Source organism: Streptomyces harbinensis (assembly GCF_900116145.1).
GTDB classification, from domain to species: domain Bacteria; phylum Actinomycetota; class Actinomycetes; order Streptomycetales; family Streptomycetaceae; genus Streptomyces; species Streptomyces carpaticus.
The window spans coordinates 187,271-210,167 of sequence record NZ_FPAB01000007.1; the positions used below are offsets into that span (position 1 = coordinate 187,271).

Here is a 22,897-nt window from a genome sequence, read left to right on the forward strand (position 1 = left end):
TGGTGGGTAGCGCCGTGCCGGGGCACGCGGGCCAGGCGGGATCTTTCATCAGACACCCCCTAGCCGCCGCGGCCGACGCGGTTGGCGGTGGCCAGCAGCCACAGCAGATACGGGGCGCCGACCACGCTGGTGACCACGCCGACCGGGATCTGGTGCGGGCCGAGCAGATGCTGGCCGATGTAGTCGGAGAGCAGCACCACCACGGCCCCGGTGAGGGCGGCCGGCAGCAGGGCGGCGTCCTGGCGGCGCAGCAGGCCGCGGGCGATGGGGGCGGAGACGAAGGCGACGAAGCCGACCGGGCCGGCGGCGGCGGTGGCGACGCCGGCCAGCGCCACCGCGCACAGCAGCAGCGCCACCCGGGAGGGCTCGGTGCGGGCGCCCAGGCCCCGGGCGGTGTCGTCCCCGAGCTGGAGGGCGGGCAGGGCGCGGGCGGCGAGGGCGGTCAGCGGGATGAGCAGGGCGAGCGCGAGCAGCAACGGGCGGGCCTGGTCCCAGGAGCGGCCGTTGAGGGAGCCGGCCAGCCAGACGAACGCCTGCTGGGCGACCATCGTCTCCGAACGCGTCATCACATAGGAGACGGTGCTGGTCAGAGCGGAGGCCACCCCGACGCCGATGAGCACCAGCCGGTAGCCGGTGACCCCGCGCCGCCAGGCCAGCGCGTAGATCAGGACGGCGGCGGTGAGCGCCCCGGCCAGCGCGGTCAGCGAGACGGCGGGGCCGCTCAGGCCGAGCAGCACGATGGAGATCACGGCCGCGGCGCTGGCCCCGGCGCTGATGCCGATGACATCGGGGCTGGCCAGCGGGTTGCGCAGCAGCGACTGGAAGATGGCCCCGGCCAGGCCGAACGCGGCGCCCACCCCGACGGCGGTGACGGCGCGCGGCAGCCGCAGCTCCAGGACGATGAACTCATCGCCCCGGCTGCCGCCCCCGCCGAGGGTGGCCAGGAGGTCGGGCAGCGGGATCGACTTGTCCCCGGTGGCCAGCGAGAGCAGGAAGGCGGCGAGCGCGGCGGCCAGCAGGCCGGCGCAGACGGCGAGGGTCCGCCGCTGCCGTGCCCGGCGGGCGCGGCGCACGGAGCCGGTCACCTGCAGGTCGGTGCTCACAGCGCGCCCGTCCTTCTGCGCCGCACCAGGGCGATGAACGGCGGTACGCCGATGACCGCGGTGACGATGCCGACCTGGAGCTCGCCCGGGCGGGCGATGAGCCGGCCCACCACGTCGGCGGTGAGCAGCAGGGTGGGGGCCAGCAGCGCCGAGTAGGGCAGGATCCACCGGTAGTCGGGGCCGGTGAAGGCGCGGGCGATGTGCGGGATGACCAGGCCGACGAAGGCGATCGGTCCGGCGATGGCGGTGGCCGTGCCGCACAGCAGCACCACGGCGCAGGCCGCCAGGGCGCGGACCGCGCCGACCCGCTGGCCCAGCGCCCTCGCGGTGTCGTCGCCCAGGCTGAGGGTGTTGAGCCACCGGCCGCTGAGCAGGGCGCAGGCGGCGCCGGCCGCGATGAACGGCGCGGCCTGGACGAGCAGTCCGTCCTCGGTCCTGGTGAGGGCGCCGACCTGCCAGAAGCGGTACTGCTCGAAGGCGTTGTTGCTGGTGAGGATGATGGCGCTGGTGATGGAGCCGAGGGCGGCGGTGGTGGCGGCGCCGGCCAGGGCCAGTTTGATGGGGGTGGCGCCCTCGCGGCCCAGTGAGCTGACCCCGTAGACGAGGGCGAAGGCGCACAGCGCTCCGGCGAAGCCGAACCACACATAGCCGCTGAGGGTGTCCAGGCCGAGGGAGTTGATGGCGACGACGACGAACAGGGCGGCGCCGGCGTTCACCCCGAGGATGCCCGGGTCGGCCAGTGGATTGCGGGCCACGGCCTGCATCACGGCGCCGGCCAGACCGAGCGCGACCCCGGTCAGCACACCGATGACGGTGCGCGGGACGCGCACCTCACGGATGATCAGCTGCTGGGTGTCGCCGGGGTCGTAGGCGGTGAGCGCCTGCCACACCGAGGAGAGGGGGATGTGGGCGGTGCCGAGGGCGAGGGAGGCGGCCACCGCGAGCACGAGGGCCGCGGCGGCCGGGACCAGTCCGGCGGCGAGCAGCGGGCGGCTGCGGGTTGACGGCGCGGCCGTCTCGGTGCGTATGCCCATGGGTGTGTTCGCGTCTGCCTGTGCGCCGGTCCAGCTGAGTTAGGGAAGGCTACCCTAACATGCGCCTCAGTAGATGACCTTCAGCTCCGAGGTGTCCTCGTCCCAGGACTCCGGGTCCCACACCCCGGAGCGGCGCAGCGCGTTGGAGCAGTGCAGGAACACCTCGTCGGTCCGCACGATCAGCGCCAGCGCCGGGCGCCGGCCCTTGAGTGCCATCCGGTCGAAGAACTCCCCGTCCCGCACCAGGGTGGCCCGGCCGTTGATCCGCAGCGTCTCGTTCACCCCGGGAATCATGAAGACCAGCCCGACCTGCGGGTTGCTCAGCACATTGCGCCAGCTGTCCACCCGGCGGTTGCCCAGCCGGTCGGGTATCGCGATCGTGGTGTCGTCCAGCACCAGCGCGAACCCGGCCGGGTCGCCGCGCGGCGAGACATCGCAGCTGCCGTCCGCGGCCGAGGTGGACAGGACGCAGAACGGGGACTTGGCGAGCCACTTCCGCTCGAACTCCCCGAGCTCCTTCTTGACCTTGTCGATCACGACGGGGTGCGGGGTGCCCACGATCTCGGACAGTTCACCGGCGGAGGTGACAGCGTGCTCGTACATCATCCGGCCGATGCTCTCACCCGGGCCCGGCCCGGGGTGCGGCCGGGTGGGCTCAGCGCTCCCGGCGGCCGTACCGCTGCTCGAACTTCTGCACCTGGCCCTCGGAGTCCAGCACCCGGGCCTTGCCGGTGTAGAACGGGTGGCTCTCCGAGGAGATCTCCACATCGATCACCGGATAGGTCTCCCCGTCGTCCCACTCGATGGTGCGCTCACTGGTCGCCGTGGAGCGGGTCAGAAAGGCGTACCCGGCGGAGCGGTCCCGGAAGACCACCGGCCGGTACGGGGGGTGGATGTCCGATTGCACGGTTCCTCCCGGTGTGCGGCGGATGCCTCCCTTCATGCTCGACGCACCCGGGCGCCCCCGCAACCCGGACCGGAACCGGCTCAGGCGGCGTCGGCGGCGCCCCGCGCCTCGCCGGACGGTGCGGCGGACCGCTCGTACTCCGCGCGGGCCGTCTCCAGCAGCCGCCGCCAGGAGGTGACCGTCGGCCGCCGGCGCAGCAGCGCCCGCCGCTCCCGCTCGGTCATCCCGCCCCAGACGCCGAACTCGATCCGGTGGTCCAGGCCGTAGGCCAGACACTCGGTCTTCACCGGACAGCCGGTGCACAGCGCCTTGGCGCGATTCTGCTCAGCTCCCTGCACGAACAGTTCGTCCGGATCGGTCTTGCGACAGATCCCGTGCTTGGTCCAGTCGGTTTCCCAACTCATGCCGCTGCCGTCCTCCCACGGTCACACGACCATTCTCAGCTGAGGACGTTACGGAATGCGACGGCGTGGCAACACCCCCAGTCGGTCCCATCTGGCATGGCCCGAAGGGACCATGCCGCAGGCCAAGTCACCCCCAGGAGTGACAACAGTGGTGTGTGGGACGGAGCGGAGCACGCGGAGATAGGGTGACGGGTGCCCCGCACCCTCCAGGGAATTCCGTGTCCGCCTCCACACCGCCCCCGTTCGACGCGCTGCGCTGCCCGCTGTGCCGGCAGCCGCTCGGCCGCCGCGCCACCTCCCTGCGCTGCCCCGCGGGGCACGCCTTCGACCTCGCCCGGCAGGGCTACGCCAGCCTGCTGACCGGCAGCCGGGCCCCGGCCGGGGCCGACACCCAGGCCATGGTCGCCGCCCGCGACGCCTTTCTGGCCGCCGGCCACTACGCGCCGCTGGCCCGGGCGCTCGCCGAGGAAGCCGCCGGGGCACAGGTCCCCCCGGATGGCACCGTGCTGGACGCCGGTACCGGCACCGGCTACTACCTGGCCGCCGTCCTCGACGCCCTCCCCGCAGCGCAAGGAATCGGCCTGGATCTGTCCAAATACGCGCTGCGCCGCGCCGCCCGCGCCCACCCCCGGCTCGCCGCCGCCGTCTGGGACGTCTGGCGCCCGCTGCCCCTGCCCGACGCCCGCGTCGATCTGCTGCTCAACGTCTTCGCCCCGCGCAACGGCCCCGAGTTCCACCGGGTGCTGCGCCCCGGCGGCACCCTCCTGGTGATCACCCCCACCGCCCGCCATCTGTCCGGCCTGCCCCGGGAACGCCTGGGACTGCTGGCCATCGACCCCGACAAGGACCGCCGGCTGCGCCGCACCCTCGAAGGCCACTTCGCCCCGGCCGGCAGCCGGCGGCTGGAGTACACCGCCCACCTCCCCGCCCCGGACGTGGCCCACCTGGTGGGAATGGGCCCCTCCGCCCACCACCTCGACAGCGACGCCACCCGCGCCTGGCTCGCCGAGCGGCCGGGACCGGTGCCGGTGACGATCTCCGTCACACTCTCCCGCCACCACCCCCGCGAGGGAATGACCGGGACCGGCTGACGGTTGTCCCTGCCGACCGCACCAGCGCAACAGGGAGGACATCGCCGTGTCGGACGCCATCAGGGGACGCAGCCTCGGGAGCGCCCCCGTACCGCTGTCGGTGCTCGACCTGGCCACCGTGGGCAGCGGCCGGACGGCGACCCAGGCGCTGGGCACCACGGTGGAACTGGCCCGGCTCGCCGAGCGCGTGGGCTACCACCGGTTCTGGGTGGCCGAGCACCACTCGATGCCCGGCGTCGCCAGCTCCGCGCCCGCCGTGATCCTCGCCCACCTCGCCGCCCACACCGAGCGGATCCGGCTCGGCTCCGGCGGCGTCATGCTGCCCAACCACCAGCCGCTGGTGATCGCCGAGCAGTTCGGCACGCTGGAGGCCATGGCCCCCGGCCGCGTCGACCTGGGGCTGGGCCGCGCGCCCGGCACCGACCAGGCCACCGCCGCCGCGCTGCGCCGGGGCCGCACCGACGGCGCCGACCAGTTCCCCGAGCAGCTGGCCGAACTGGTCCGCTTCCTCGACGACGACTTCCCCCCGGAACACCCCTACTCCCGCATCCACGCCGTGCCGGGCCCCGTCCAGGGCCGGGTGCCCGGCGGGGTGCAGTCCGACCACCGGCCCCCCGTGTGGCTGCTGGGCTCCTCCGGGTTCAGCGCGCAGCTCGCCGGCCGCCTCGGGCTGCCCTTCGCGTTCGCCCACCACTTCTCCTCGGCGCACACGCTTCCCGCTCTGCAGTTGTACCGGCAGTCCTTCCGCCCCTCCGAGACGCTGTCCGAGCCCTACGCGATCGTCACCGCCAACGCCCTGGCCGCCGACGACCCGCGCGACGCCTACCGTCAGGCGCTGGCCGGCGGGCTGTCCATGGTGCGGCTGCGCACGGGCCGGCCCGGGCTGGTGCCGACTCCGGAGGAGGCCGAGGCGTATCCGTTCAGCGAGCCGGAGCGCGCCGTGGTGGAGGAGTATCTGAGCAATGTCATCCACGGAACCGCCGAGACGGTCCGTGCCGGGCTCGACGAGCTGGCCAAGCTCACCGGCGCCGACGAACTCATGCTCTCCGCCATGGGGCAGGGCCACGACGCCCGGCTGCGCAGCTACGAGCTGATCGCCGGCGCCTACGCTCAATGAGCCGTATCGGTGTGCCAGAGCAACTCCCCCTCCGCCGAGCGGATCTCCACATCGCCCGTGGTGCGCGCCACCAGCGTGGCGCCCGGGTGCCCGGCGGTGGGGGTGGCCCACAGCGGCTCACCCTCCGCCGACAGCACGGCCAGCTCACCACTGGGCCGCAACTGGGCCAGCACCGCGCCGCTGTCGGTGCCGGAGCGCCAGCGTTCGCTCTCGTGCTCGTCGTGCACGGTCAGGTCCCCGCTCTCCTGGAAGCGCAGCCGGGCCTTGCCCGAGCTGATCACCTCACCGCGCCGCAGGGTGAGCGGGGCTGAGAACACCTGGTCCTCCAGCGGGCCGCCGCCCACCGGGATCACCCCCTGGGAGAGCCATTTCAGGGCGGAGAGCGAGGGCACGAAGGTGTACAGCGAGCCCTCGGTGCGCACGAACTTCTTGAACTCGACCTGGTGGAAGTCGCTCTCCCCGGCCGGGAAGGAGGCGGAGCCCGCACCCCCGATCACCGGATCGCGCCCGACCGGGCTGGTCCGTTCGGGAAAGTCGCCCGCCTCCACCCAGGTGCGCTGGATGAACTCGAACTGGGCGATGAGATCCGACTGGTAGCTGATGAAGAGCAGCCCCCGGGCGGTGTCCACGGCCGCCGGATCGTAGGGCGGCCCGAACGGGATGCCCCGGCGCAGCACCCGCCGCCCGTCCAGGATGCCCTCCTGCGCCAGCGCGGCCTCGTCGTCCTCGGTGGCCTTCAGCCCGTCCCTGGGGTTGGTCTTGCGCAGATGCGAGAAGAGCGGGGTGAGCCGGCCGTCCAGGTCGTCGGCGAAGGTGACGTCGTTGCTCACCTCCGCGCAGGGCGGCAGCGGCACATCCCGGTCGGGCGAGTGGGCCAGCGGGGTGCCCGACGGCCAGCGGCCCATCAGCCGGGCCGCGTACCAGGGCCCGGTGGCGTCCGGCGGGACGACGCCCGCCTCGCGCAGCACCCGGACGTGCTCCTCGGCCTGGGCCCACCAGCCGGGGACGTCCTGGGCGAGGCGCCGCACCACCTGGAAGCTGCCGTCCCGCATCCAGCCGGGCAGCCAGGTCACCACCCGGTGGTCGGGCTCGTGGCCGATCACGAACTCGCCCGCCGCGATCAGCCGGGTGCCCGGCTTGCCCTTCACATGGACCGGATCCACCGGGTCGGGCGGATCGAAGCCGCGCACCCCCGGCTGGCTGACGCCGTCCCGGAAGCCGAAGTGCTCCTGCCCGCGCCGGTGGCCGGGCAGGGTGGCGCCGCGCTGCTCGAAGACCAGGAACACCCGGTGCCGTTCGCACTCAGCCCGCTCCTCCTCGACCGCGCCGCGCAGATCGGCCGGCCGGTCGGCGGCGATGGTCAGCACGGCGTGCACCGGCTCCTGGTGCCCGGCGCCGAACAGCCAGTGCGCCGGATCGGACTCGCCGGTGTCGCCCAGCAGGTCCTTGCGCCGGGCGGACCCCTGGGCCAGCGCCTCCTGGGTGCTGCCGGCCGGTACGTCGGTGAGCGGCGGGCCGCCGATCAGCTCGGCGAGCCCGGGGTAGGTGAAGGAGACCCCCCGCCACACCGCCGCCGCATCCACCGGGTCGGCCCCCTCGGCCGTCCGCCTGGCCCGGCTGAAGGCGGAGTTGAACGCGGCGACGTCCGCCGTGGTGGCGATCCGGTGCCGCAGCCGCCCCAGCCACGCCCGCGCCCGGCGCCGGTCCCCGAAACGCAGCAACAGCAGCCGGACATGATCCTTCTTGAACCCGGCCAGGATGTCGCCCTGGATCTCGGTGCTCTCTCGCAGTGGCAGTTCATTACCCATGGCACGCCCCCCGTGCGGGTTTGCCAGTCACCACCCCTGGTAACTGAACGTCGATGTTCGCACGGACCACGTTACTCAAAGTAAAGGCCCCGTGGGGGTATCTCCTCCCGAATCACCCCAAAGAGTGGCCCTGCTATACCTCGTTGACCGCCGCGTACTCCTCCGCCAGCTCCGCGTCCACCCGGTCCCCGCCCTGCGTCCGCCAGGTGCGCACCGCGTCGTCCCAGTGCTTCATCGAACTGTGCCCCTGCACCACCGAGATCACCGCGTCCTCGAAGAGCTTGCGCATCCTGGTGTACGGCCGCAGCGCGTCCCGCACCACCAGACCGCTGGTCAGCGGCGGAATCCCGGTCTCCACGTCCGCCGTCTGGAAGGCGTGCACCCGGCGCACCGCGTCCGGGTTGCCCGGGTAGAAGTGCACCGGCGGCGGCGCGGTGATGTACTTCACCGGCACCGTGCTCGGGTTCTCCGTCTTCGCCAGCTCCGTCAGCTCCAGGTCGCCGTCCACCCGCTCGAAGTGCTCGCCCTCCACCCCGTAGTACGTCCGCTCGTACTCGGTGGTCCCGAACGGCGCCGCCAGATAATTGAGCACCCGCAGCAGCAGCCGGATGCGCTCCGGCGGCCCCGGTTTCAGCAGCGTGTAGCCGTACGTCCCGCCGCTGAAGTGCGAGGTCAGCCCCGCCCCCAGACCGGTCGGCGGACGCAGCAGATCCACCGTGAAGGCGTCGCCCACCGCGATGTTGGCCGCCTGGTAGCCGGGCAGGTTGTCCAGCTGGGCGCGGACCGTCCCGTTGAAGAACAGCGACTTCATCGTCTCGGTCGGCATGGTCGCCGTCCCCGGGTAGTACACCTTCTCCGTCTGGTGCAGCCGCCGCGCGAACTCGACCGCCGCCCGGTACTCCTCCGTCAGCTCCGCCTTGACGAACTCCCCGTCCCGCAGCCCGTACAGATTCGGCGCGCCGTGCCAGGACGCCAGCAGCGGCACCCCGAACAGCCAGCCGCCCGAGGCCACCCCGAAGCCGTACTTCTTGCCGCCGGTGGCCCGCTTGAGGGTGTCGACGAACTCCTCAGCCGTCCAGTCGTTGTACGTGCCCCCGGCCAGCTCCACCAGTTCCTCCCGGTGGGAGAGGATCGCCGAGCCGGTGCGCGGGCGGGTGATCGGCACGCCCATGATCCGGCCGCCCATCAGCCCCATGTCGCGCCAGGCGTAGGTGGGCAGGTTGGCCAGGTTCGGGTAGGCGCGCACGGCGGGGCCGGCCAGGTGCTCGCTCAGATCGGCGGCCACGTTCGCCGCGTAGTCGGCGACCCGGGGGATCCAGTTGCGCACCATCAGCAGGTCCGGCATGTCGCCGCTGGCCATCATCGTGGCGATCTTCGCCTGGAGGTTGCCGCTGGGCACCAGCTGGAGCTTCAGGTCCACGCCGAGCGCCTCGTTGAGCGCCGCCCAGTAGCGGTTGGCGCCGGGCCCGCGCGGCGGTGCCTCGTACGTCTCCACCATCGCGGTCAGGGTCTCGCGCCCGCTGCCCGGCCGCTCGGGCACCGAGGAGACCAGGTGGTCGGGGTAGCGCAGAAAGCCCGCGTCCACCCCGCGCGGGTCCGGCGGCAGATCGGGGCGCGGCCCCTCCACCGGTACGTACTCGGGCCACGGCACCGGATCGGTGCCGGCGTTGCGGGCGCTGCGCACCTGCGAGGTGGCGCAGCCGACCAGCGCGGGGGCGGCGGCGAGCGCGGCGCCCGCGCCCAGCGAGGTCCGCAGGAAGCGCCGCCGGGACGGGCCACCGGCGCGGGGGTTCACGGTCATGTCCGGCTCCTCCTGGCTCAGCTCTTGATGGCGCCGGTCAGCACGCCCTTGGTGAAGTACTTCTGGATGAAGGGGTAGATGATCAGGATCGGGATCACCGCGACCACGACCGTGGCCATCTGGTACGTCTGCGGCGCCGCCACCGCGCCCGAGTCGGAGAGCGCGTCGGTGGTGTTGCCGCCCAGGTTGGCGCCCTTGGTGACGACCGTCTGGAGCACCGCCTGGAGCGGCCACTTGGAGGAGTCGTTGAGGTAGAGGATCGCGGAGAAGAAGCTGTTCCAGTAGCCGACCGCGTAGAAGAGTCCGATCACCGCGATCACCGCCTTGGACAGCGGCAGCACGATCCGCAGCAGCACGGTCAGTTCGCCGGCGCCGTCGATGCGCGCCGCGTCGTACAGCTCCTGCGGCAGCCCCTGGAAGAAGCCGCGCATGATGACCAGGTTGAAGACGTTGATGGCCACCGGAAGGATCAGCGCCCAGTAGGAGTCGAGGAGTCCGAGCCCCTTGACCACCAGGTAGCCGGGCAGCATGCCGGGCGGGAAGAGGAAGGTGAACAGCACCATCAGCAGCAGCGGCTTGCGCAGGCTGAAGTGTTCGCGGGAGAGCGCGTAGGCGAGGGTGATGGTGCCGAAGAGGCTGACGGCGGTGCCCACCACCGTGATGCCCACGCTCACCGCCAGCGAGCGGGTGATGGTGCCGCCGGAGAGGATGTCCTGGTACGCCTGGAGGGTGGGCTCGGTGGGGAAGAGCACCCAGCCGCCGTTCGCGGTGACCTCGGCGGGGGAGGCGAGCGAGGTGGAGACGACCACCAGGATCGGCACCAGGATCAGCGCGCAGATGACGACCAGGGCGACCGCCTTGCCCGCCTGGGTGAGCGGGTGCGGCTTCTCCATCCAGGAGGGGCGGTGTTCCCTGGGGCCGAGGGCCTTGTCGAGCAGTGTGTTCCGGTTGCTCACTTGTAGACCCCCTGCTCGCCCAGCCGGTGCGCGATCTTGTTGGCGCTGTAGACGAGCAGCGCGCCGACGACGCCCTTGAAGAGACCGGCCGCCGCCGAGTAGCCCCAGTCGGCGCCGAGGACGCCCTGGTAGTAGACGAAGGTGTCGAGCACCTCACCGGCCTCCGGCCCCACCGCGTCCCGTTGCAGCAGGATCTGTTCGAAGCCGACGGTGAGGATGTCGCCGAGTCGCATGATGAGCAGCAGGATCACGATGGGCCGGATCGCGGGCAGTGTGACGTGCCAGAAGCGGCGGCGCGGCCCGGCGCCGTCGAGCGCGGCCGACTCGTACAGGTCCTGGTTCACCTGGCTGAGCGCGGCCAGGAAGATGATGGTGCCCCAGCCGCAGTCCTTCCAGATGATCTGGACGACCATGAGCGGCTTGAACGCGTCCGGGTTGGTCAGCACATCGGTGACGAACGCGACGTTGCCGCCGAACATCCCGGTGGGGCCGAGCAGTTGCTGGAAGAGGGCCACCACGATGACCCAGGACAGGAAGTGCGGCAGGTAGACCACCGACTGGATGATCTTGCGGACCCCGCCGCGCGCCAGGCTGTGCAGCAGCAGCGCCAGGGCGAGCGGGAGGGGGAAGAAGAACACCAGCTGGAGCACGGCGATGGACAGGGTGTTCCAGGCGGCCTGCCAGAAGGCGGCGTCCTCGAACATCCGCTGGAAGTTGTCGAGTCCGACCCAGGGGCTCTCCCACAGGCCCTGGAAGGGCACGAAGTCCTTGAAGGCGATGACGTTGCCGAACAGGGCCGCGTAGTGGAAGACGAGGAAGTACGCGATCCCGGGGACGGCGAGCAGCAGCAGGGTGCGCTGGCCGCGCAGCGCCCGCCGCCAGCGTACGGAGCGGGGTTCGCGCCCGGGTGGTGCGCCCGGTGGCCGGTCGGGCGGGTCGGCGGACGGGGCGGGGGAACCGCCGGCCTGCTCGATGGTGCTCGTCATCGAACACTCCCTCAGCTCAGAGCGATCTGCCCAACGGAACCAACAGGTTCAAACGATTCACGGAAGGTAGAGCGATTACTGAGGGAGGTCAACAGTTCGCACAGAAGTGCCTGTTGAGAGGGGTAGCAAACGTATCGCTGCGGTGACCGGCCACGGCGGCCCGCGGCCGGTCAGCCATCACGAACGGACAGAACCGAACGGGCGTCAGTCGCCGAACACCGCCGTCACCGGAGCGTGGTCCGACCAGCGCTCGCCGTGGCTCGCGGCCCGCTCGACGTACGCCTTGACGCACCGCCCCGCCAGCCCCGGCGTGGCCGCCAGCAGATCGATCCGCCAGCCCGCGTCGTTGTCGAACGCCCGGCCCCGGTAGGACCACCACGAGTACGGGCCCTCCTGCCCGGGGTGCTGGGCGCGCACTACGTCCGTGTAGCCGCCCTCGGCCCCCAGGACCCGGGACAGCCAGGCGCGCTCCTCGGGCAGGAAGCCGGAGTTCTTGCGGTTGGCACGCCAGTTCTTGAGGTCGGCCTCCTGGTGGGCGATGTTCCAGTCGCCGCACACCAGCACCTCACGCCCCTGCGCGGCGGCGCGCTCGCGCAGCCCGATCAGATACGGCAGGAACGCGGCCATGAACCGCTCCTTCTCCGCCTGCCGCTCGGTACCCACCTCGCCCGAGGGCAGATAGAGGCTGGCCACGGTCAGGCCCGGCAGATCGGCCTCCAGATAGCGGCCGGAGGCGTCGAACTCCGGCACCCCGAACCCGGTGCGCACCGCGTCCGGCGCGCGGCGGGTGAGCAGCGCCACACCGGCCCGGCCCTTGGCGGCGGCCGGCGCCCAGAAGGCGTGCCACCCGGCCGGCTCGCGCACCTCACCGGGGAGCTGGTGCCCCTCGGCGCGCACCTCCTGGAGGCAGACGACATCGGCCTCGGTGGCGGCCAGCCACTCCCGGTATCCCTTGGTGGCGGCGGCCCGCAGGCCGTTGACGTTGACCGTGGTGACGGTGTGCACGGTGGGTGCCCTCCCGGCTGATGCCCTGGTGACGCGGTGTCCGGCCGCGAACCTACCGCACCGCGTCGCCCGGTGGACAATCCGGCCAGATGGTGATCAATCGCTCGCCGGGCGGCGTACCGTCGCAACGCCCCTGCTTTGTACGATGACCTGCATGAAGCTCGTCACCGTCCGCTTCGATCACCCCGACGCGCGCAAGCTCAACGACCGGGTGCAGGCGGAGTACGCGGAGCGCTACGGGGACGAGGGAGACCTCACCCCGCTCGCCCCCGAGATGTTCGACCCGCCGGCCGGGCTGTACGTCCTGGCCTACGACGCCGACGGGGTGCCCATCGGCACCGGCGGCTGGCGCTCCCACGACGAGGCGTCCCTCGGCGAGGGCTACGCGCTGGGCGACGCCGAGATCAAGCGGATGTACATCGTCCCCGAGGCCCGGGGCCACGGCTTCTCCCGGCTGATCCTGGCGCACCTGGAGGAGACCGCCCGCGCCGCCGGCCGGCGGCGGATGGTGCTGGAGACCGGCACCAAGCAGCCGGAGGCGATCAGCCTGTACGAGACCAGCGGGTACGCCCTGGTGCCGGACGGCGGCAAGTTCGGCTACTACCGCTTCCACACCAGCAGCCGCTGCTACACCAAGCCGCTGGGCTGACCCCTCAGACCGCCACGGCAGGGGCCGCCGCCCCGGCCGGTGGTCCGCCCGCCGGGCGCGTGGGGGCGGGGCGGCGGTGGTGCACCACCGCGACCGTGGCCAGCCCGGCCACCGCCCAGCACGTCAGCACCGCGAGCGGGAACGCCGTGCCCGCGCCGTCGAAGAACGACACCCCGCGCAGCAGGGTCGACCCGGCTCCGGTGGGCAGCAGCTGACCCAGCGTCCCCACCGGGGCGGGCAGCATCTCGGGCGCCGAGGTGGCGCCCGACCACGGGTTGCCGAGCATCATCAGGAGCACCGCGCCGAGCCCGATGCCGCGCGGCCCCAGCAGCGCCGCGAGCGCGGCCACCGTCGCGCCGCCGGCCAGGGTCAGCAGCGCCAGCGCCCCGGCCACCGTCCACCAGTCGCCGGCCATGGCGCCCAGCCAGCTGTGCCCGATCAGCGCCCCGGCCGTGCCCACTGCGGCGGCGGTCCCGGCCAGCGCCGCCAGGGCGTACCGGCCGCGCAGCCGCAGCAGGGTGACCAGCGCGCCGAGCGCGATGCCGGCCATGGCCATGGGCAGCACGCTGACGCCGAAGACCGCGCCGCGCGGGTCGGAGGCGGGGGCGGGGACGACATCGGTGACGGTCAGCGCGGCGCCCTCGGGCAGCCCCTGGGCGGCCACCTGCTCCAGCAGCTGGGCGACGGAGGCGCCGGCGGCGGACGCGGTCAGCAGTTCGGCGCCGTCCGGGCCCGGCACCAGCGCGCCGTAGATGTCGCGGCTCTCGATGGCGGTGATCGCGGCAGCGGCGTCCGGATAGCTGTGGACGTCGAACGCGCCGTCGCGGGCCTGGAGGGCGGCGGTCACCGGCGCGGTGGCCTCGGCGGGGCCCGCCACCCCGATGGGCAGGTCGTGCGGGCCGGTTCTGGCGGCGGGCCAGGCGAAGGCCCACAGGATGAAGGTGACGGCGAGCGGCAGCGCCACCAGGACGGTGATCAGCTTCCGGTTCTGGGAGGGCATGGCGGTTGCTCCAGCGATAAAGAGAATGAGCATTCGTTTTACGACCGGGGCGCGCGAGTTGTCAAGAAGGAACGTTCGTTTTAGGGTGCGCCCGTGGCCCGTGTCTCGCAGGAACATCTCGATGCCCGCCGCCGGCAGATCGTGGCGGGCGCCGCGCGCTGCTTCGCACGCGACGGCTTCCACGCCACGTCCATGCAGGACGTGCTCAGGGAAACCGGCCTGTCCGCCGGGGCGGTCTACCGCTACTTCCCCTCCAAGGACGCGATCATCGTCGCCCTCGCCCTCGACGTGCTGCGGCAGGTCGGCGGCGCCTTCAGCGAAGCCGCCGCGCACCCGGACCCCCCGGCCCAGCCCGGCGACGTCCTCGCCGACACCCTCAACGCGGTGCTGGCCGGCCTGGACGTGCCGCCCTCGCTGATCCTCCAGGTCTGGGCCGAGACCCTGCGCAACCCCGAACTCGACGCCGTCCTCCAGCGCGGCATCGCCGGCGTGCTGGCGTCCTGGACCACCATCGCCGAGAACTACCAGCGCCGGGGCCTGATGCGCGCCGACGTCCCCCCGGAGCACGTGGCGCGCACGATCCTCGCCTGTGCCCAGGGCTTCCTCGTCCAGCGCGCCCTGATCGCCCCCGATCTCCCGCCCGACGTGCTCCGCGCGGGTCTTCGGGGCCTGACGTCGTTGACTCTAGACTGACCCTTCGAGCACGCAGCGATGGGGGAAGGACCGTGGTGGGCACAGTGGCGGGGGCGGTGGGAGGGCGCGACGGGGACCCGTCCGCCGAACTGCTGACGGAGGCCGCCGCCGCCTTCGGACTGCTCGCCTCCACCGCCCGGCTGCACATCGTGTGGGCGCTCGCCGAGGGCGAGTCCGACGTCAGCGGCCTGGCCGAACGCGTCGGCGGCACGCTCCCGGCCGTCAGCCAGCACCTCGCCAAGCTCAAACTGGCGGGCCTGGTCCGCTCCCGCCGCGAGGGCCGCCGCGTCGTCTACCTGGTCGACGACCCCGACGTGGTCACCGTCGTCCGGCTGATGGTCGGCCAGCTCGCCGACCGCACCGGCGGCCGGAGCGCGGGCCCCCCGGCGCCCCGGCGCGCGCATGGCCTGGGTCTCTGAGGCGTCCGCGCACCCGGCCGGACCCCCGCACCACCCCGCCGCGCGCCCCGCCCCGCCCGACCCCGCCGCCCTCGGCCGGCTCACCCCGCTGGCGGCCCTGCGCGCCCTGGACGCCTCACCGCGCGGCCTGGACGAGCAACAGGCCCAGCTCCGGCTGGAGCGTTACGGCGAGAACACCGTCCCCGAGGCCCGGCCGCCCGGCCGGCCGCTGCGCTTCGCGCGCAGCCTGCGCGATCCGTTCAGCGTGGTGCTGCTCGTCCTCGGCCTGGTGTCGGCGGCCGTCGCCGCCTGGGCCACCGCCGCCGTCATCACCGTGCTGGTGCTCGTCAGCTCCGTGCTGCGCTCCACCGGCGAACACCGCGCCGAGCGCGCCGCCGCCGGCCTGCGCGAGCTGGTCGCCGCGACCGCGACGGTACGCCGCCGCCCCGCGCCCGGCGCGGACCCGCGGGTACGCGAGATACCCTTCGACCAGCTGGTCCCCGGCGATGTGGTGCTGCTGGCGCCCGGCGACGTGGTGCCGGCCGACGTCCGGCTGCTGCGGGCCACCGGGCTCACCCTGCACCAGCCCGCCCTCACCGGCGAGTCGGCCCCGGTCGCCCGGGCCGCCGTGGACGATCCGCCGCCCGGCGAGCTGCCGCAACAGCCGCAGCTGTGCCTCCAGGGCGGCAGCGTGGCCACCGGCAGCGGTACCGGGGTGGTGCTGGCCACCGGCGCGGACACCTTCCGGGCCCGGCAGTCCCGCGCGGTGCCGTGCCGGCCCGCCGCCGGCACCGTCTTCCACCGGGCGCTGGGCGGGATCACCTGGACGCTGATCCGGCTGATGCTGTGCGCCGCCGTGCTGGTGCTGGCCGCGCACACCCTGCTGCGCGGCCCGGCCCTGGACACGGTGCCGCTGGCGGTGGCCGTCGCGGTGGCCCTCACCCCCGAGATGCTGCCGGTGGTGGTGAACGTGTCGCTCGCCCGGGGCGCGGTGCGGCTCGCCAGGGAGCGCTCGGTGATCGTGCGCCGGCTGCCCGCGCTGCACGATCTGGGCGCGATGCGGGTGCTGTGCACCGACAAGACCGGCACCCTCACCCGGGACCGGCCCGTGGTGCACCGCGCGCTCGATCCGGCCGGCCGGCCCGCGCCCGAGGTGCTGCGCTGGGCCGCCGTCAACGCGCACTGGACCCTCCAGCTGGCCGAGCTGCCCGCCCCGGACGCGCTGGACGAGGCCCTGCTGCGGGCGGCGGGACCCGGCCGGGAGACCGGCGTGGCGGCCGTGCCGTTCGACCCGGTACGCCGCCGGGCCACCGCCGTCGTCCGGGAGCCGGAGCACCCCGGCACCCACACCGTGGTGGTCAAGGGCGCGGTGGAGGACGTCCTGGGGTGCTGCTCGCATCTGCGGACGGCGGCGGGCGAGCAGCTCGAACTGGACGAGGTGCGCCGGGCGCGGGTGCTGGCGCGCGCCGGGCGCGAGGCCGACGCCGGGCTGCGGCTGCTCGCCGTCGCGACCGCGCGCCGCCCCGGCCGCACCCCGACCACGGCCGAACGCGGGCTGACCCTGCTGGGCTTCGTGGCGCTGCGCGACGATCTGGCGCCGGGCGCGGGTGAGGCGCTGGCCGCACTCGCCCGGCACGGGGTGGCCGTCAAGGTCCTCACCGGGGACCACCCGGCCACCGCCGCCCGCGCCTGCCGCGACCTCGGCCTGGACCCCGGGCCGCCGGACGCGGTGGTCACCGGGGCGCAGACCGATGCCCTCGACGACGCCGAGCTGGCCGAACTGGCCCGCTCCCGTACCGTCTTCGCCCGCTGCACCCCGGCCCACAAGGCGCGCGTCGTGCAGGTGCTGCGCGCCGCCGGTCAGCCCACCGGCTTCCTGGGCGACGGCGTCAACGACCTGCCCGCGCTGCGCGCCGCCGATGTGGGCATCTGCCCGCGCGGCGCCGCCGAGGTGACCCGGGCGGGCGCGGACGTGGTGCTCACCGGCAAGGACCTGACCGCGATCGACCGGGCGCTCTCCTGCGGCCGGGAGACCACCCGCAACATCACCACCTATCTGCGGGTGGTGCTCTCCTCCAACCTCGGCAATGTGCTGGCGATGCTGGTGGCCGGGCTGCTGCTGCCGTTCCTGCCGATGCTGCCGCTCCAGGTCCTGGTGCAGAATCTGTGCTTCGACGCCGCCCAGCTGGCCTTCGCCTTCGACCGGGCCGGCCCGGCACCCGGGGGCGGGCCCGCCGCGCCGTCCCGGCCCGCCGGGCTGCGCCCGCGCGCCTTCACCTCCTTCGTGCTGCGGTTCGGGGCGCTGAACGCCGCCGCCGACCTGGCCACGTTCGCCGCGCTCGGCTGGCTGCTGAGTCAGGACTCGGCCGCGGGCCTCGACGCGCACGCGGTCTTCCACGCGGGCTGGTTCACCGAGAACCTGCTCACCCAGGCGCTGGTCATCTGGCTGTTGCGGCCGGGCTCCGCGCGCCGGCTGCCGTTGCCCGTCGCGCTGGCGGTCGCCGGGCTGACCGCCGTCGGGCTGTTGCTGCCGCTGTCCCCGCTGGCCGGGGCCCTGGGGCTGACCGCCACCCTGCCCGGCGCGTACTATCCGCTGCTGGGGGGCGTGCTCGCGCTGTACGCCGGAGCACTGTGCTTCACCAGGGCGCGTTACCGGAGCGCCATTTCCATACTTTAGAGTTTGCGCAATCGGGGAACTGGTGTCCGCTCCAGGGCGTCGGATCGAACGACCCAATACGCGCGAAATTCGCAACGGGGGGAGCAGCGTGGCCGGCTCACATCGCTCGAAGAACGCGCCGACGCGACGCAAGCGCGGCACGGACGCCAAGAGTGGCGGACGGGGGCGCGGCAAGCGGGTCCTGCTGTGGTCCGCGGCCGTGCTCGCCTTCGTCATCCTGGCCGGTGCCGGCGGCGTGTACTGGATATACCAGAAGCTGAACGGCAACATCACCTCCGCCACCATCGACGACAAGCTCGGCGAGGACCGGCCCGAGGACCTGAGCCCCGGCGCCAAGACCATCCTGGTGGCCGGCTCCGACACCCGTGAGGGCATGGACGACTACGGCGCGGTCGAGGGCATGCGCTCGGACACCCTGATGATCCTGCACATCGCGGAGAACCGGGAGTGGGCCACCGTGGTGTCCATCCCGCGCGACTCGTGGGTGGAGATCCCGGCCTGCGACATGGGCGACGGCGTGATGTCCGACCCGCACCACGCCAAGATCAACGAGTCGTACGCGCTCGGCGGCATCAACGGCGACGCGGGCGGCGCGGCGGCCTGCACCATCCGCACCCTGGAGCAGAACACCGGGCTGCGCATCGAGAACTTCGTCTCGCTCGACTTCCTCGGCTTCAAGGACATGGTGGACGCCCTGGGCGGCGTGGACATGTGCCTGGACGAGCCGATCGACGACGTCAAGGCGCACGTGACGCTGGACGCCGGCTGCCAGACGCTGAACGGCGAGGACGCGCTGGGCTTCGTCCGGGTCCGCTACAGCGTCGGCGACGGCAGCGACATCGGGCGCATCGAGCGGCAGCAGGAGTTCATGAACGCGCTGGCCGAGAAGGCGCAGTCCAAGCTCACCAGCCCCACCTCGCTGTACGGGTTCATGGACGCGGTCACCAAGTCGCTGACCACCGACCCGGAACTGGCCAGCCTGGACGCGCTGTACAACCTGGCCACCGAACTCCAGGGCGTACCGAAGGACAAGCTGAACTTCATCACGGTGCCCAACTACCCGCGCGAGCTGGACGTCCCCACCGACAAGGCCAATGTGGTGTGGGACTACCCGGCCACCGAGCTGCTGTTCACCTCGCTGGCCAAGGACGAGCCGATCACCAAGGACCAGCTGGAGGAGGCCGCCGAGGCCGCCCCGTCCCCGTCCGAGGTGCGGGTGCGGGTGCTGAACGGCACCGGCACCACCGGCCAGGCCGCCGAGGTCGCCGACCGGCTGCGCAATCTGGGCTTCCAGGTGGTCTCCACCGGCAACGCCGACCCGGGCACCGAGGTCAGCACCATCAGCTACCCGGAGGGTCTGGAGGGCCACGCCGAGGTGCTCGGCTCGCGGGTGCCGGGGGCACAGACCCAGCAGACGACGGACGATCTGCCCGGCGTGCTCACCCTGACGATCGGCGCGGACTTCCAGGGCGTACGGGGCTGAGCGCCGGCCCGGGCCGGGCGCCCGGTACCGCACCTGCCCCCACCGCGGACGGTGGGGGCATGGCGCACGGAGGGCGGCCGGCCGTCAGGGATTGTTCCGGTCGTCGCCGTATCCCTGCTGCTCCTGTTCGGAGGTCTGCTGCCGGCCTCGCTGCTGCTGGTTCTCGTTTTCGTTCTGGTTCTGGTTCTGCTCGTCCTTGTCCTTGTTCATGGCGTCCTTGGCGCGCTGCTGAAGCTCCTGCGCCTTGTCCTTGAACTGGTCTCCGATGCCCATCGGTGCTCCTTCGCAGAATCGGCAGAAAGAAATGTCCGATGCATCCCCTTTATCCACCGTCCCACGAACGGCCTAGTCCCGCATCCGGGGCGGCAGCACCGGACGCCGCCGGTCCGGCACGTCCCCGTAGCCCGGCGGCTGAAGCGGCGGATGCCGCTCCAGCAGGTCCAGCGCGGTGCGCACCGCCGTGTCCAGCACCCCGTACCGGCCCTCCGCCCAGTCCAGCGGCGTACGCACCGAGGGGATGTCCGGCGCCACGCCGAAGTTCTCCACGCCCCAGCCGTAGCCCTCGAACCACGCCGCGTTCATCGGCACCGTGATCACCGAGCCGTCGCCCAGCCGGTGCCGCCCGGTGATGCCCACCACCCCGCCCCAGGTGCGGCTGCCGACCACCGGGCCGACCCCCTGCAACCGGAAGACGGCCGTGATCATGTCCCCGTCCGAGGAGGTCGCCTCGTCCGCCAGCGCCACCACGGGACCGCGCGGCGCGTCCGAGGCGTACGTCACCGGCTGCGCGTCCCGGGTCAGATCCCAGCCCACGATCGTCCGGGTCAGCTTCTCCACCACCAGCTCGCTGATGTGCCCGCCCGCGTTGCCCCGGACGTCCACGATCAGCGCCGGATAGGCGAACTCCCGCCGCAGATCCCGGTTGAACTGCGCCCACCCCGAGCCGCCCATGTCCGGGATGTGCACATAGCCGCACTTCCCGCCGCTCAGCCGGCGCACCACCGCCCGGCGCCGCGCCACCCAGTCCTGGTACCGCAGCGGCCGGTCGTTGACCAGCGGCACGATCGCCACCCGGCGCTGCCCCGACCCGCCCTCCTCGGCGAACGTCAGCTCCACCGACGTCCCGCCCGTCGCCGCCAGCAGCGGATAGGGGCCCGCCACCTCGTCCACCGGCCGCCCGTCCACATGGGTGAGCAGCGCGCCCTCGCGCACCCCGCTGCCCGCCAGCGGCGAGCGCGCCTTCGGGTCCGAGGACTCGCCCGGCAGAATCCGCGCCAGCTGCCAGCCGCCCTCCTTGGCCCGGGTGAAGTCCGCCCCCAGCAGCCCCTGCGCCCGCTGGTAGTGCCGCGGCCCCTCACTGCGCCGCGCCCCGGTCACATAGGCGTGCGAGGTGCCCAGCTCGCCCAGCACCTCGCGCAGCAGATCCGCGAACTCGTCCGGCGTCGCCACCCGCTCCACCAGCGGCCGGTACTGCTCCAGCACCGCGTCCCAGTCCACCCCGCACATGCCGGGGTCCCAGAAGTACGCGCGGACGATCCGGCCCGCCTCCGCGTACGCCTGCCGCCACTCCGCCGGCGGGTCCGCCTCGTGCACGATGCGCCGCAGATCCAGCTGCACCGTGGAATCGCCGTCGCCCAGCTCGGTGGCCGGCACGGCGCGCAGTTCGTCGTCCTCGCACACCACCATCCGGGTGCCGTCCACGCTCAGCGCGAACCAGTCCACGTCGTCGGTCAGCTCGGTGCGCTTGGCCTTCACCAGGTCGAAGTGCTCCAGCGTCGGCTTGCCCGAGGTGTCCGCCGGATTGAGGAAGGTCTCGCCCAGCGCGCCCGAGATCGGCCAGCGCAGCCACACCAGACCGCCGCCGGCGACCGGGCGCAGCGCCGAGTACTTCGACGCCGACACCGGGAACGGCACCACCCGGCTGGCCAGGCCCTCCGCCTCCACCCGCACCGAGCCGTCCGCGCCGGTCGCGCTGCTGGTCTCGTCCGGGTCCAGGCCGCCGGCCGCCGGGCGCCCCTCCGGGGTGATCGCGAACGGCGAGCGGGTCGCCGAGGACAGCGGCACCAGGTAGGGGCGCGAGCCCAGCGGGAAGGACAGATCGCCGCTGTGCACGTCGTACACCGGGTCGAAGCCGCGCCAGGAGAGGAACGCCAGGAACCGGCCGTCGCTGGTGAAGACCGGCTCCTCGTCCTCGAACCGGCCGTCCGTCACATCCAGGATCGTGCGCTCGCTCTCCGCGAGCCGGGCGATCTTGATCTGCGAGAGCGAGCGGCCGATGCCCGGGTGCGCCCAGGCCAGCCAGCGCGAGTCGGGCGAGAAGGCCAGGTCGCGGACCGGGCCGTTGAGCGAGCGGATCAGCTCCACCGGCGCGGCGTCCATCTCGTCCTCCGCCTCCGGCACGGCGACCACCAGCAGCCGGCCGTCGTGCGAGGCCACCGCCAGCGTCCTGCCGTCCGGCGAGGCGGCCAGCTCCAGCACCCGGCCCAGGTCCCCGGCCCGCAGCCGGCGCGGGTCCCGGCCGCCGCTGGCGCGCGGCAGATGCGCGACCTCGATGGTGTCGGCGCCGTCCGCGTCCGTGATGTACGCGATCCGGCCGGTGTCGCCGAGCATCTCCGGCAGCCGCACCCGGACCCCGGGGGTGGCGGCGATGACCCGGGCCGGGCCGTCGCGGTGGGTGAGCCAGTAGAGGCTGCCGCGCACGCACACGGCGGAGGCGCGCCCGGTGGTGTCCACGGCGAGCGAGTCGACGTGGCTGGCGGTGGGGACCTGGTAGCGGCGCCGTCCGGCGCGCGGGCCGCCCAGGCGCAGTTCCAGCCGGCGCGGTACGGCGCGCGGGTCGCTGAGGTCCCCGGCCAGCCACAGCTCGCCGGCGCAGCCGTAGATCACCCGCTCGCCGTCGGTGGCGGCGTGCCGGGCGTAGAACGTGTCGTGGTCGGTGTGCCGGCGCAGATCGCCGCCGTCGGGGCGGCAGGAGTAGAGGTTGCCGATCCCTTCGTGGTCGGAGAGGAAGGCGATGCGGTCGCCGACGAACATCGGGGACTCGATGTGCCCGGGCAGGTCGGGCAGCAGCCGCTCGCCGTGCAGCCACAGCTGGCCGGTCGCCCCGCCCCGGTACCGCTTCCAGGCCGCCGGCTCGTGCGGGGCCTTGCCGGTCAGCAGCAGGGTGCGCCGCTCGCCGCCGCAGCCGCTGACGGCGATGTCGGAGACCGGTCCCCAGGGCAGCTGCTCGCCCGGGCTGCCGTCGAGCGCGACCTGGTAGGCCCAGGTGAAGTGGGAGAACGGCTGGTCCTGCGAGCCGACCGCCAGGATGCGCGGCTCGTGGCCGCCGCCGGGGTCGGGGGTCCAGCCGCAGACCCGGGTGTCGGTGGAGCCCCAGTACGTCAGCCGCCGCGCCGGGCCGCCGGTCACCGGGGCGAGGTAGATCTCCGGGTCCAGCGAGCGCCAGCCGGTGAAGGCGATCCACCGGCCGTCGGGGGAGAAGCGCGGGGTGCCGAGGCGGGTACGGTCCACGGTCAGCCGCCAGGCCCGCTCGGTACGGTGGCCGGGGGCGGGCAGCGGGGCGAGCCAGAGATCATCCTCGGCGGTGAAGCAGACCAGATCACCGTTCAGATGGGGGAACCGCAGATAGCTGTCAACGTGTTCGGCTTCGTCGCTCACGGTTCCATGCTTCGGCGCAGCATGCCCCAGGGCAACTCGTGAAGGATCAGTTCATGTGATCTAGGCCACATTATGGCAATTTCTCTCATCCCGCCCGACCGGGTCGGCGTCTCGTGACATGAACTGAC

20 protein-coding genes are annotated in these 22,897 nt (G+C 73.2%); 7 read left to right on the forward strand and 13 right to left on the reverse strand.

The annotated features are described in order from the left end of the window. Window positions 1-59 precede the first annotated feature (59 nt). The 5 genes from BM385_RS20145 to BM385_RS20165 form a co-directional block, all read right to left on the reverse strand. The gene (locus tag BM385_RS20145; RefSeq protein WP_093843901.1) at window positions 60-1,103 is read right to left on the reverse strand and encodes a FecCD family ABC transporter permease; all 1,044 of its coding nucleotides are present in this window, start codon (window positions 1,101-1,103) and stop codon (window positions 60-62) included. Beyond that, window positions 1,100-2,137: a FecCD family ABC transporter permease gene (locus tag BM385_RS20150; protein ID WP_093843902.1), complete on the reverse strand. Its 1,038-nt coding sequence runs from the start codon at window positions 2,135-2,137 to the stop codon at window positions 1,100-1,102. Before BM385_RS20150 ends, BM385_RS20145 begins: the two co-directional genes overlap by 4 nt. Before the next feature lie 66 nt (window positions 2,138-2,203). Beyond that, on the reverse strand, window positions 2,204-2,743 hold the full coding sequence (locus BM385_RS20155; RefSeq protein ID WP_093843903.1) for an MSMEG_1061 family FMN-dependent PPOX-type flavoprotein: 540 nt from the start codon (window positions 2,741-2,743) through the stop codon (window positions 2,204-2,206). 49 nt (window positions 2,744-2,792) lie between these two features. Beyond that, window positions 2,793-3,044 (reverse strand): type B 50S ribosomal protein L31, encoded by a 252-nt coding sequence (locus tag BM385_RS20160; protein WP_019433522.1) that lies wholly within the window; start codon window positions 3,042-3,044, stop codon window positions 2,793-2,795. Between the two features lie 80 nt (window positions 3,045-3,124). Next, on the reverse strand, window positions 3,125-3,448 hold the full coding sequence (locus BM385_RS20165; RefSeq protein ID WP_093843904.1) for a WhiB family transcriptional regulator: 324 nt from the start codon (window positions 3,446-3,448) through the stop codon (window positions 3,125-3,127). 218 nt (window positions 3,449-3,666) lie between these two features. On the opposite strand from BM385_RS20165, the gene BM385_RS20170 reads away from it, so the two are divergent. Beyond that, window positions 3,667-4,539: a putative RNA methyltransferase gene (locus tag BM385_RS20170; RefSeq protein WP_093843905.1), complete on the forward strand. Its 873-nt coding sequence runs from the start codon at window positions 3,667-3,669 to the stop codon at window positions 4,537-4,539. Between the two features lie 46 nt (window positions 4,540-4,585). After that, entirely contained in the window at window positions 4,586-5,656 is a 1,071-nt protein-coding gene (locus BM385_RS20175; protein ID WP_019433525.1) for an LLM class flavin-dependent oxidoreductase, read from the forward strand. Here the strand turns inward: BM385_RS20175 and BM385_RS20180 are convergent. The 5 genes from BM385_RS20180 to BM385_RS20200 form a co-directional block, all read right to left on the reverse strand. Continuing rightward, a complete protein-coding gene (locus BM385_RS20180) occupies window positions 5,650-7,464 on the reverse strand; it encodes a Dyp-type peroxidase (protein WP_019433526.1) in 1,815 nt (604 codons plus the stop codon). The two genes, BM385_RS20175 and BM385_RS20180, sit on opposite strands and share 7 nt — an antisense overlap. 133 nt (window positions 7,465-7,597) lie before the next feature. Beyond that, window positions 7,598-9,265, reverse strand: coding sequence for an extracellular solute-binding protein (locus tag BM385_RS20185; RefSeq protein WP_093843906.1), 1,668 nt, complete (start codon window positions 9,263-9,265; stop codon window positions 7,598-7,600). Between the two features lie 17 nt (window positions 9,266-9,282). After that, window positions 9,283-10,158 carry a carbohydrate ABC transporter permease gene (locus tag BM385_RS20190; protein WP_175543059.1) on the reverse strand — a complete coding sequence of 292 codons (876 nt, stop codon included), beginning with the start codon at window positions 10,156-10,158 and terminating at the stop codon, window positions 9,283-9,285. A 59-nt stretch (window positions 10,159-10,217) separates the two neighbouring features. After that, window positions 10,218-11,207, reverse strand: coding sequence for an ABC transporter permease (locus BM385_RS20195; RefSeq protein WP_019433529.1), 990 nt, complete (start codon window positions 11,205-11,207; stop codon window positions 10,218-10,220). Window positions 11,208-11,411: 204 nt separating this feature from the next. Next, entirely contained in the window at window positions 11,412-12,212 is an 801-nt protein-coding gene (locus BM385_RS20200; protein WP_093843908.1) for an exodeoxyribonuclease III, read from the reverse strand. A 154-nt stretch (window positions 12,213-12,366) separates the two neighbouring features. Here BM385_RS20200 and BM385_RS20205 point away from each other — a divergent pair, with 154 nt between their 5' ends. Then, the gene (locus BM385_RS20205; protein ID WP_019433531.1) at window positions 12,367-12,861 is read left to right on the forward strand and encodes a GNAT family N-acetyltransferase; all 495 of its coding nucleotides are present in this window, start codon (window positions 12,367-12,369) and stop codon (window positions 12,859-12,861) included. A gap of 4 nt (window positions 12,862-12,865) precedes the next feature. Here the strand turns inward: BM385_RS20205 and BM385_RS20210 are convergent, their stop codons facing one another. Beyond that, complete coding sequence (locus BM385_RS20210) at window positions 12,866-13,861, reverse strand: ABC transporter permease family protein (RefSeq protein WP_093843909.1); 996 nt, start codon at window positions 13,859-13,861, stop codon at window positions 12,866-12,868. A 93-nt stretch (window positions 13,862-13,954) separates the two neighbouring features. On the opposite strand from BM385_RS20210, the gene BM385_RS20215 reads away from it, so the two are divergent. From BM385_RS20215 to BM385_RS20230, 4 genes are all read left to right on the forward strand, one after another. Beyond that, window positions 13,955-14,554 carry a TetR/AcrR family transcriptional regulator gene (locus BM385_RS20215; RefSeq protein WP_019433533.1) on the forward strand — a complete coding sequence of 200 codons (600 nt, stop codon included), beginning with the start codon at window positions 13,955-13,957 and terminating at the stop codon, window positions 14,552-14,554. 35 nt (window positions 14,555-14,589) lie between these two features. Beyond that, window positions 14,590-14,973, forward strand: a complete 384-nt coding sequence (locus BM385_RS20220) for an ArsR/SmtB family transcription factor (protein WP_380980034.1) — start codon at window positions 14,590-14,592, stop codon at window positions 14,971-14,973. Continuing rightward, on the forward strand, window positions 14,957-17,629 hold the full coding sequence (gene mgtA, locus BM385_RS20225; protein WP_093843911.1) for a magnesium-translocating P-type ATPase: 2,673 nt from the start codon (window positions 14,957-14,959) through the stop codon (window positions 17,627-17,629). Before BM385_RS20220 ends, mgtA begins: the two co-directional genes overlap by 17 nt. Window positions 17,630-17,717: 88 nt before the next feature. Then, window positions 17,718-19,112, forward strand: a complete 1,395-nt coding sequence (locus BM385_RS20230; RefSeq protein ID WP_019433536.1) for an LCP family protein — start codon at window positions 17,718-17,720, stop codon at window positions 19,110-19,112. 84 nt (window positions 19,113-19,196) lie between these two features. On the opposite strand, the gene BM385_RS20235 is transcribed toward BM385_RS20230, so the two are convergent. Together BM385_RS20235 and BM385_RS20240 are read right to left on the reverse strand one after the other, a co-directional pair. Then, window positions 19,197-19,385, reverse strand: a complete 189-nt coding sequence (locus BM385_RS20235; protein ID WP_093843912.1) for a hypothetical protein — start codon at window positions 19,383-19,385, stop codon at window positions 19,197-19,199. A gap of 72 nt (window positions 19,386-19,457) precedes the next feature. Further along, window positions 19,458-22,769 (reverse strand): S41 family peptidase, encoded by a 3,312-nt coding sequence (locus tag BM385_RS20240; protein ID WP_093843913.1) that lies wholly within the window; start codon window positions 22,767-22,769, stop codon window positions 19,458-19,460. Between the last annotated feature and the right edge of the window lie 128 nt (window positions 22,770-22,897).

Excerpts from the sequence above, each read along its gene's own strand:
- BM385_RS20150 (WP_093843902.1), bottom strand. The coding sequence starts at position 2,137 with ATGGGCATACGCACCGAGACGGCCGCGCCGTCAACCCGCAGCCGCCCG.
- BM385_RS20155 (WP_093843903.1), bottom strand. The coding sequence starts at position 2,743 with ATGATGTACGAGCACGCTGTCACCTCCGCCGGTGAACTGTCCGAGATC.
- BM385_RS20165 (WP_093843904.1), bottom strand. The coding sequence starts at position 3,448 with ATGAGTTGGGAAACCGACTGGACCAAGCACGGGATCTGTCGCAAGACC.
- BM385_RS20180 (WP_019433526.1), bottom strand. The coding sequence starts at position 7,464 with ATGGGTAATGAACTGCCACTGCGAGAGAGCACCGAGATCCAGGGCGAC.
- BM385_RS20185 (WP_093843906.1), bottom strand. The coding sequence starts at position 9,265 with ATGACCGTGAACCCCCGCGCCGGTGGCCCGTCCCGGCGGCGCTTCCTG.
- BM385_RS20190 (WP_175543059.1), bottom strand. The coding sequence starts at position 10,158 with ATGGAGAAGCCGCACCCGCTCACCCAGGCGGGCAAGGCGGTCGCCCTG.
- BM385_RS20195 (WP_019433529.1), bottom strand. The coding sequence starts at position 11,207 with ATGACGAGCACCATCGAGCAGGCCGGCGGTTCCCCCGCCCCGTCCGCC.
- BM385_RS20205 (WP_019433531.1), top strand. The coding sequence starts at position 12,367 with ATGAAGCTCGTCACCGTCCGCTTCGATCACCCCGACGCGCGCAAGCTC.
- BM385_RS20210 (WP_093843909.1), bottom strand. The coding sequence starts at position 13,861 with ATGCCCTCCCAGAACCGGAAGCTGATCACCGTCCTGGTGGCGCTGCCG.
- mgtA (WP_093843911.1), top strand. The coding sequence starts at position 14,957 with ATGGCCTGGGTCTCTGAGGCGTCCGCGCACCCGGCCGGACCCCCGCAC.
- BM385_RS20235 (WP_093843912.1), bottom strand. The coding sequence starts at position 19,385 with ATGGGCATCGGAGACCAGTTCAAGGACAAGGCGCAGGAGCTTCAGCAG.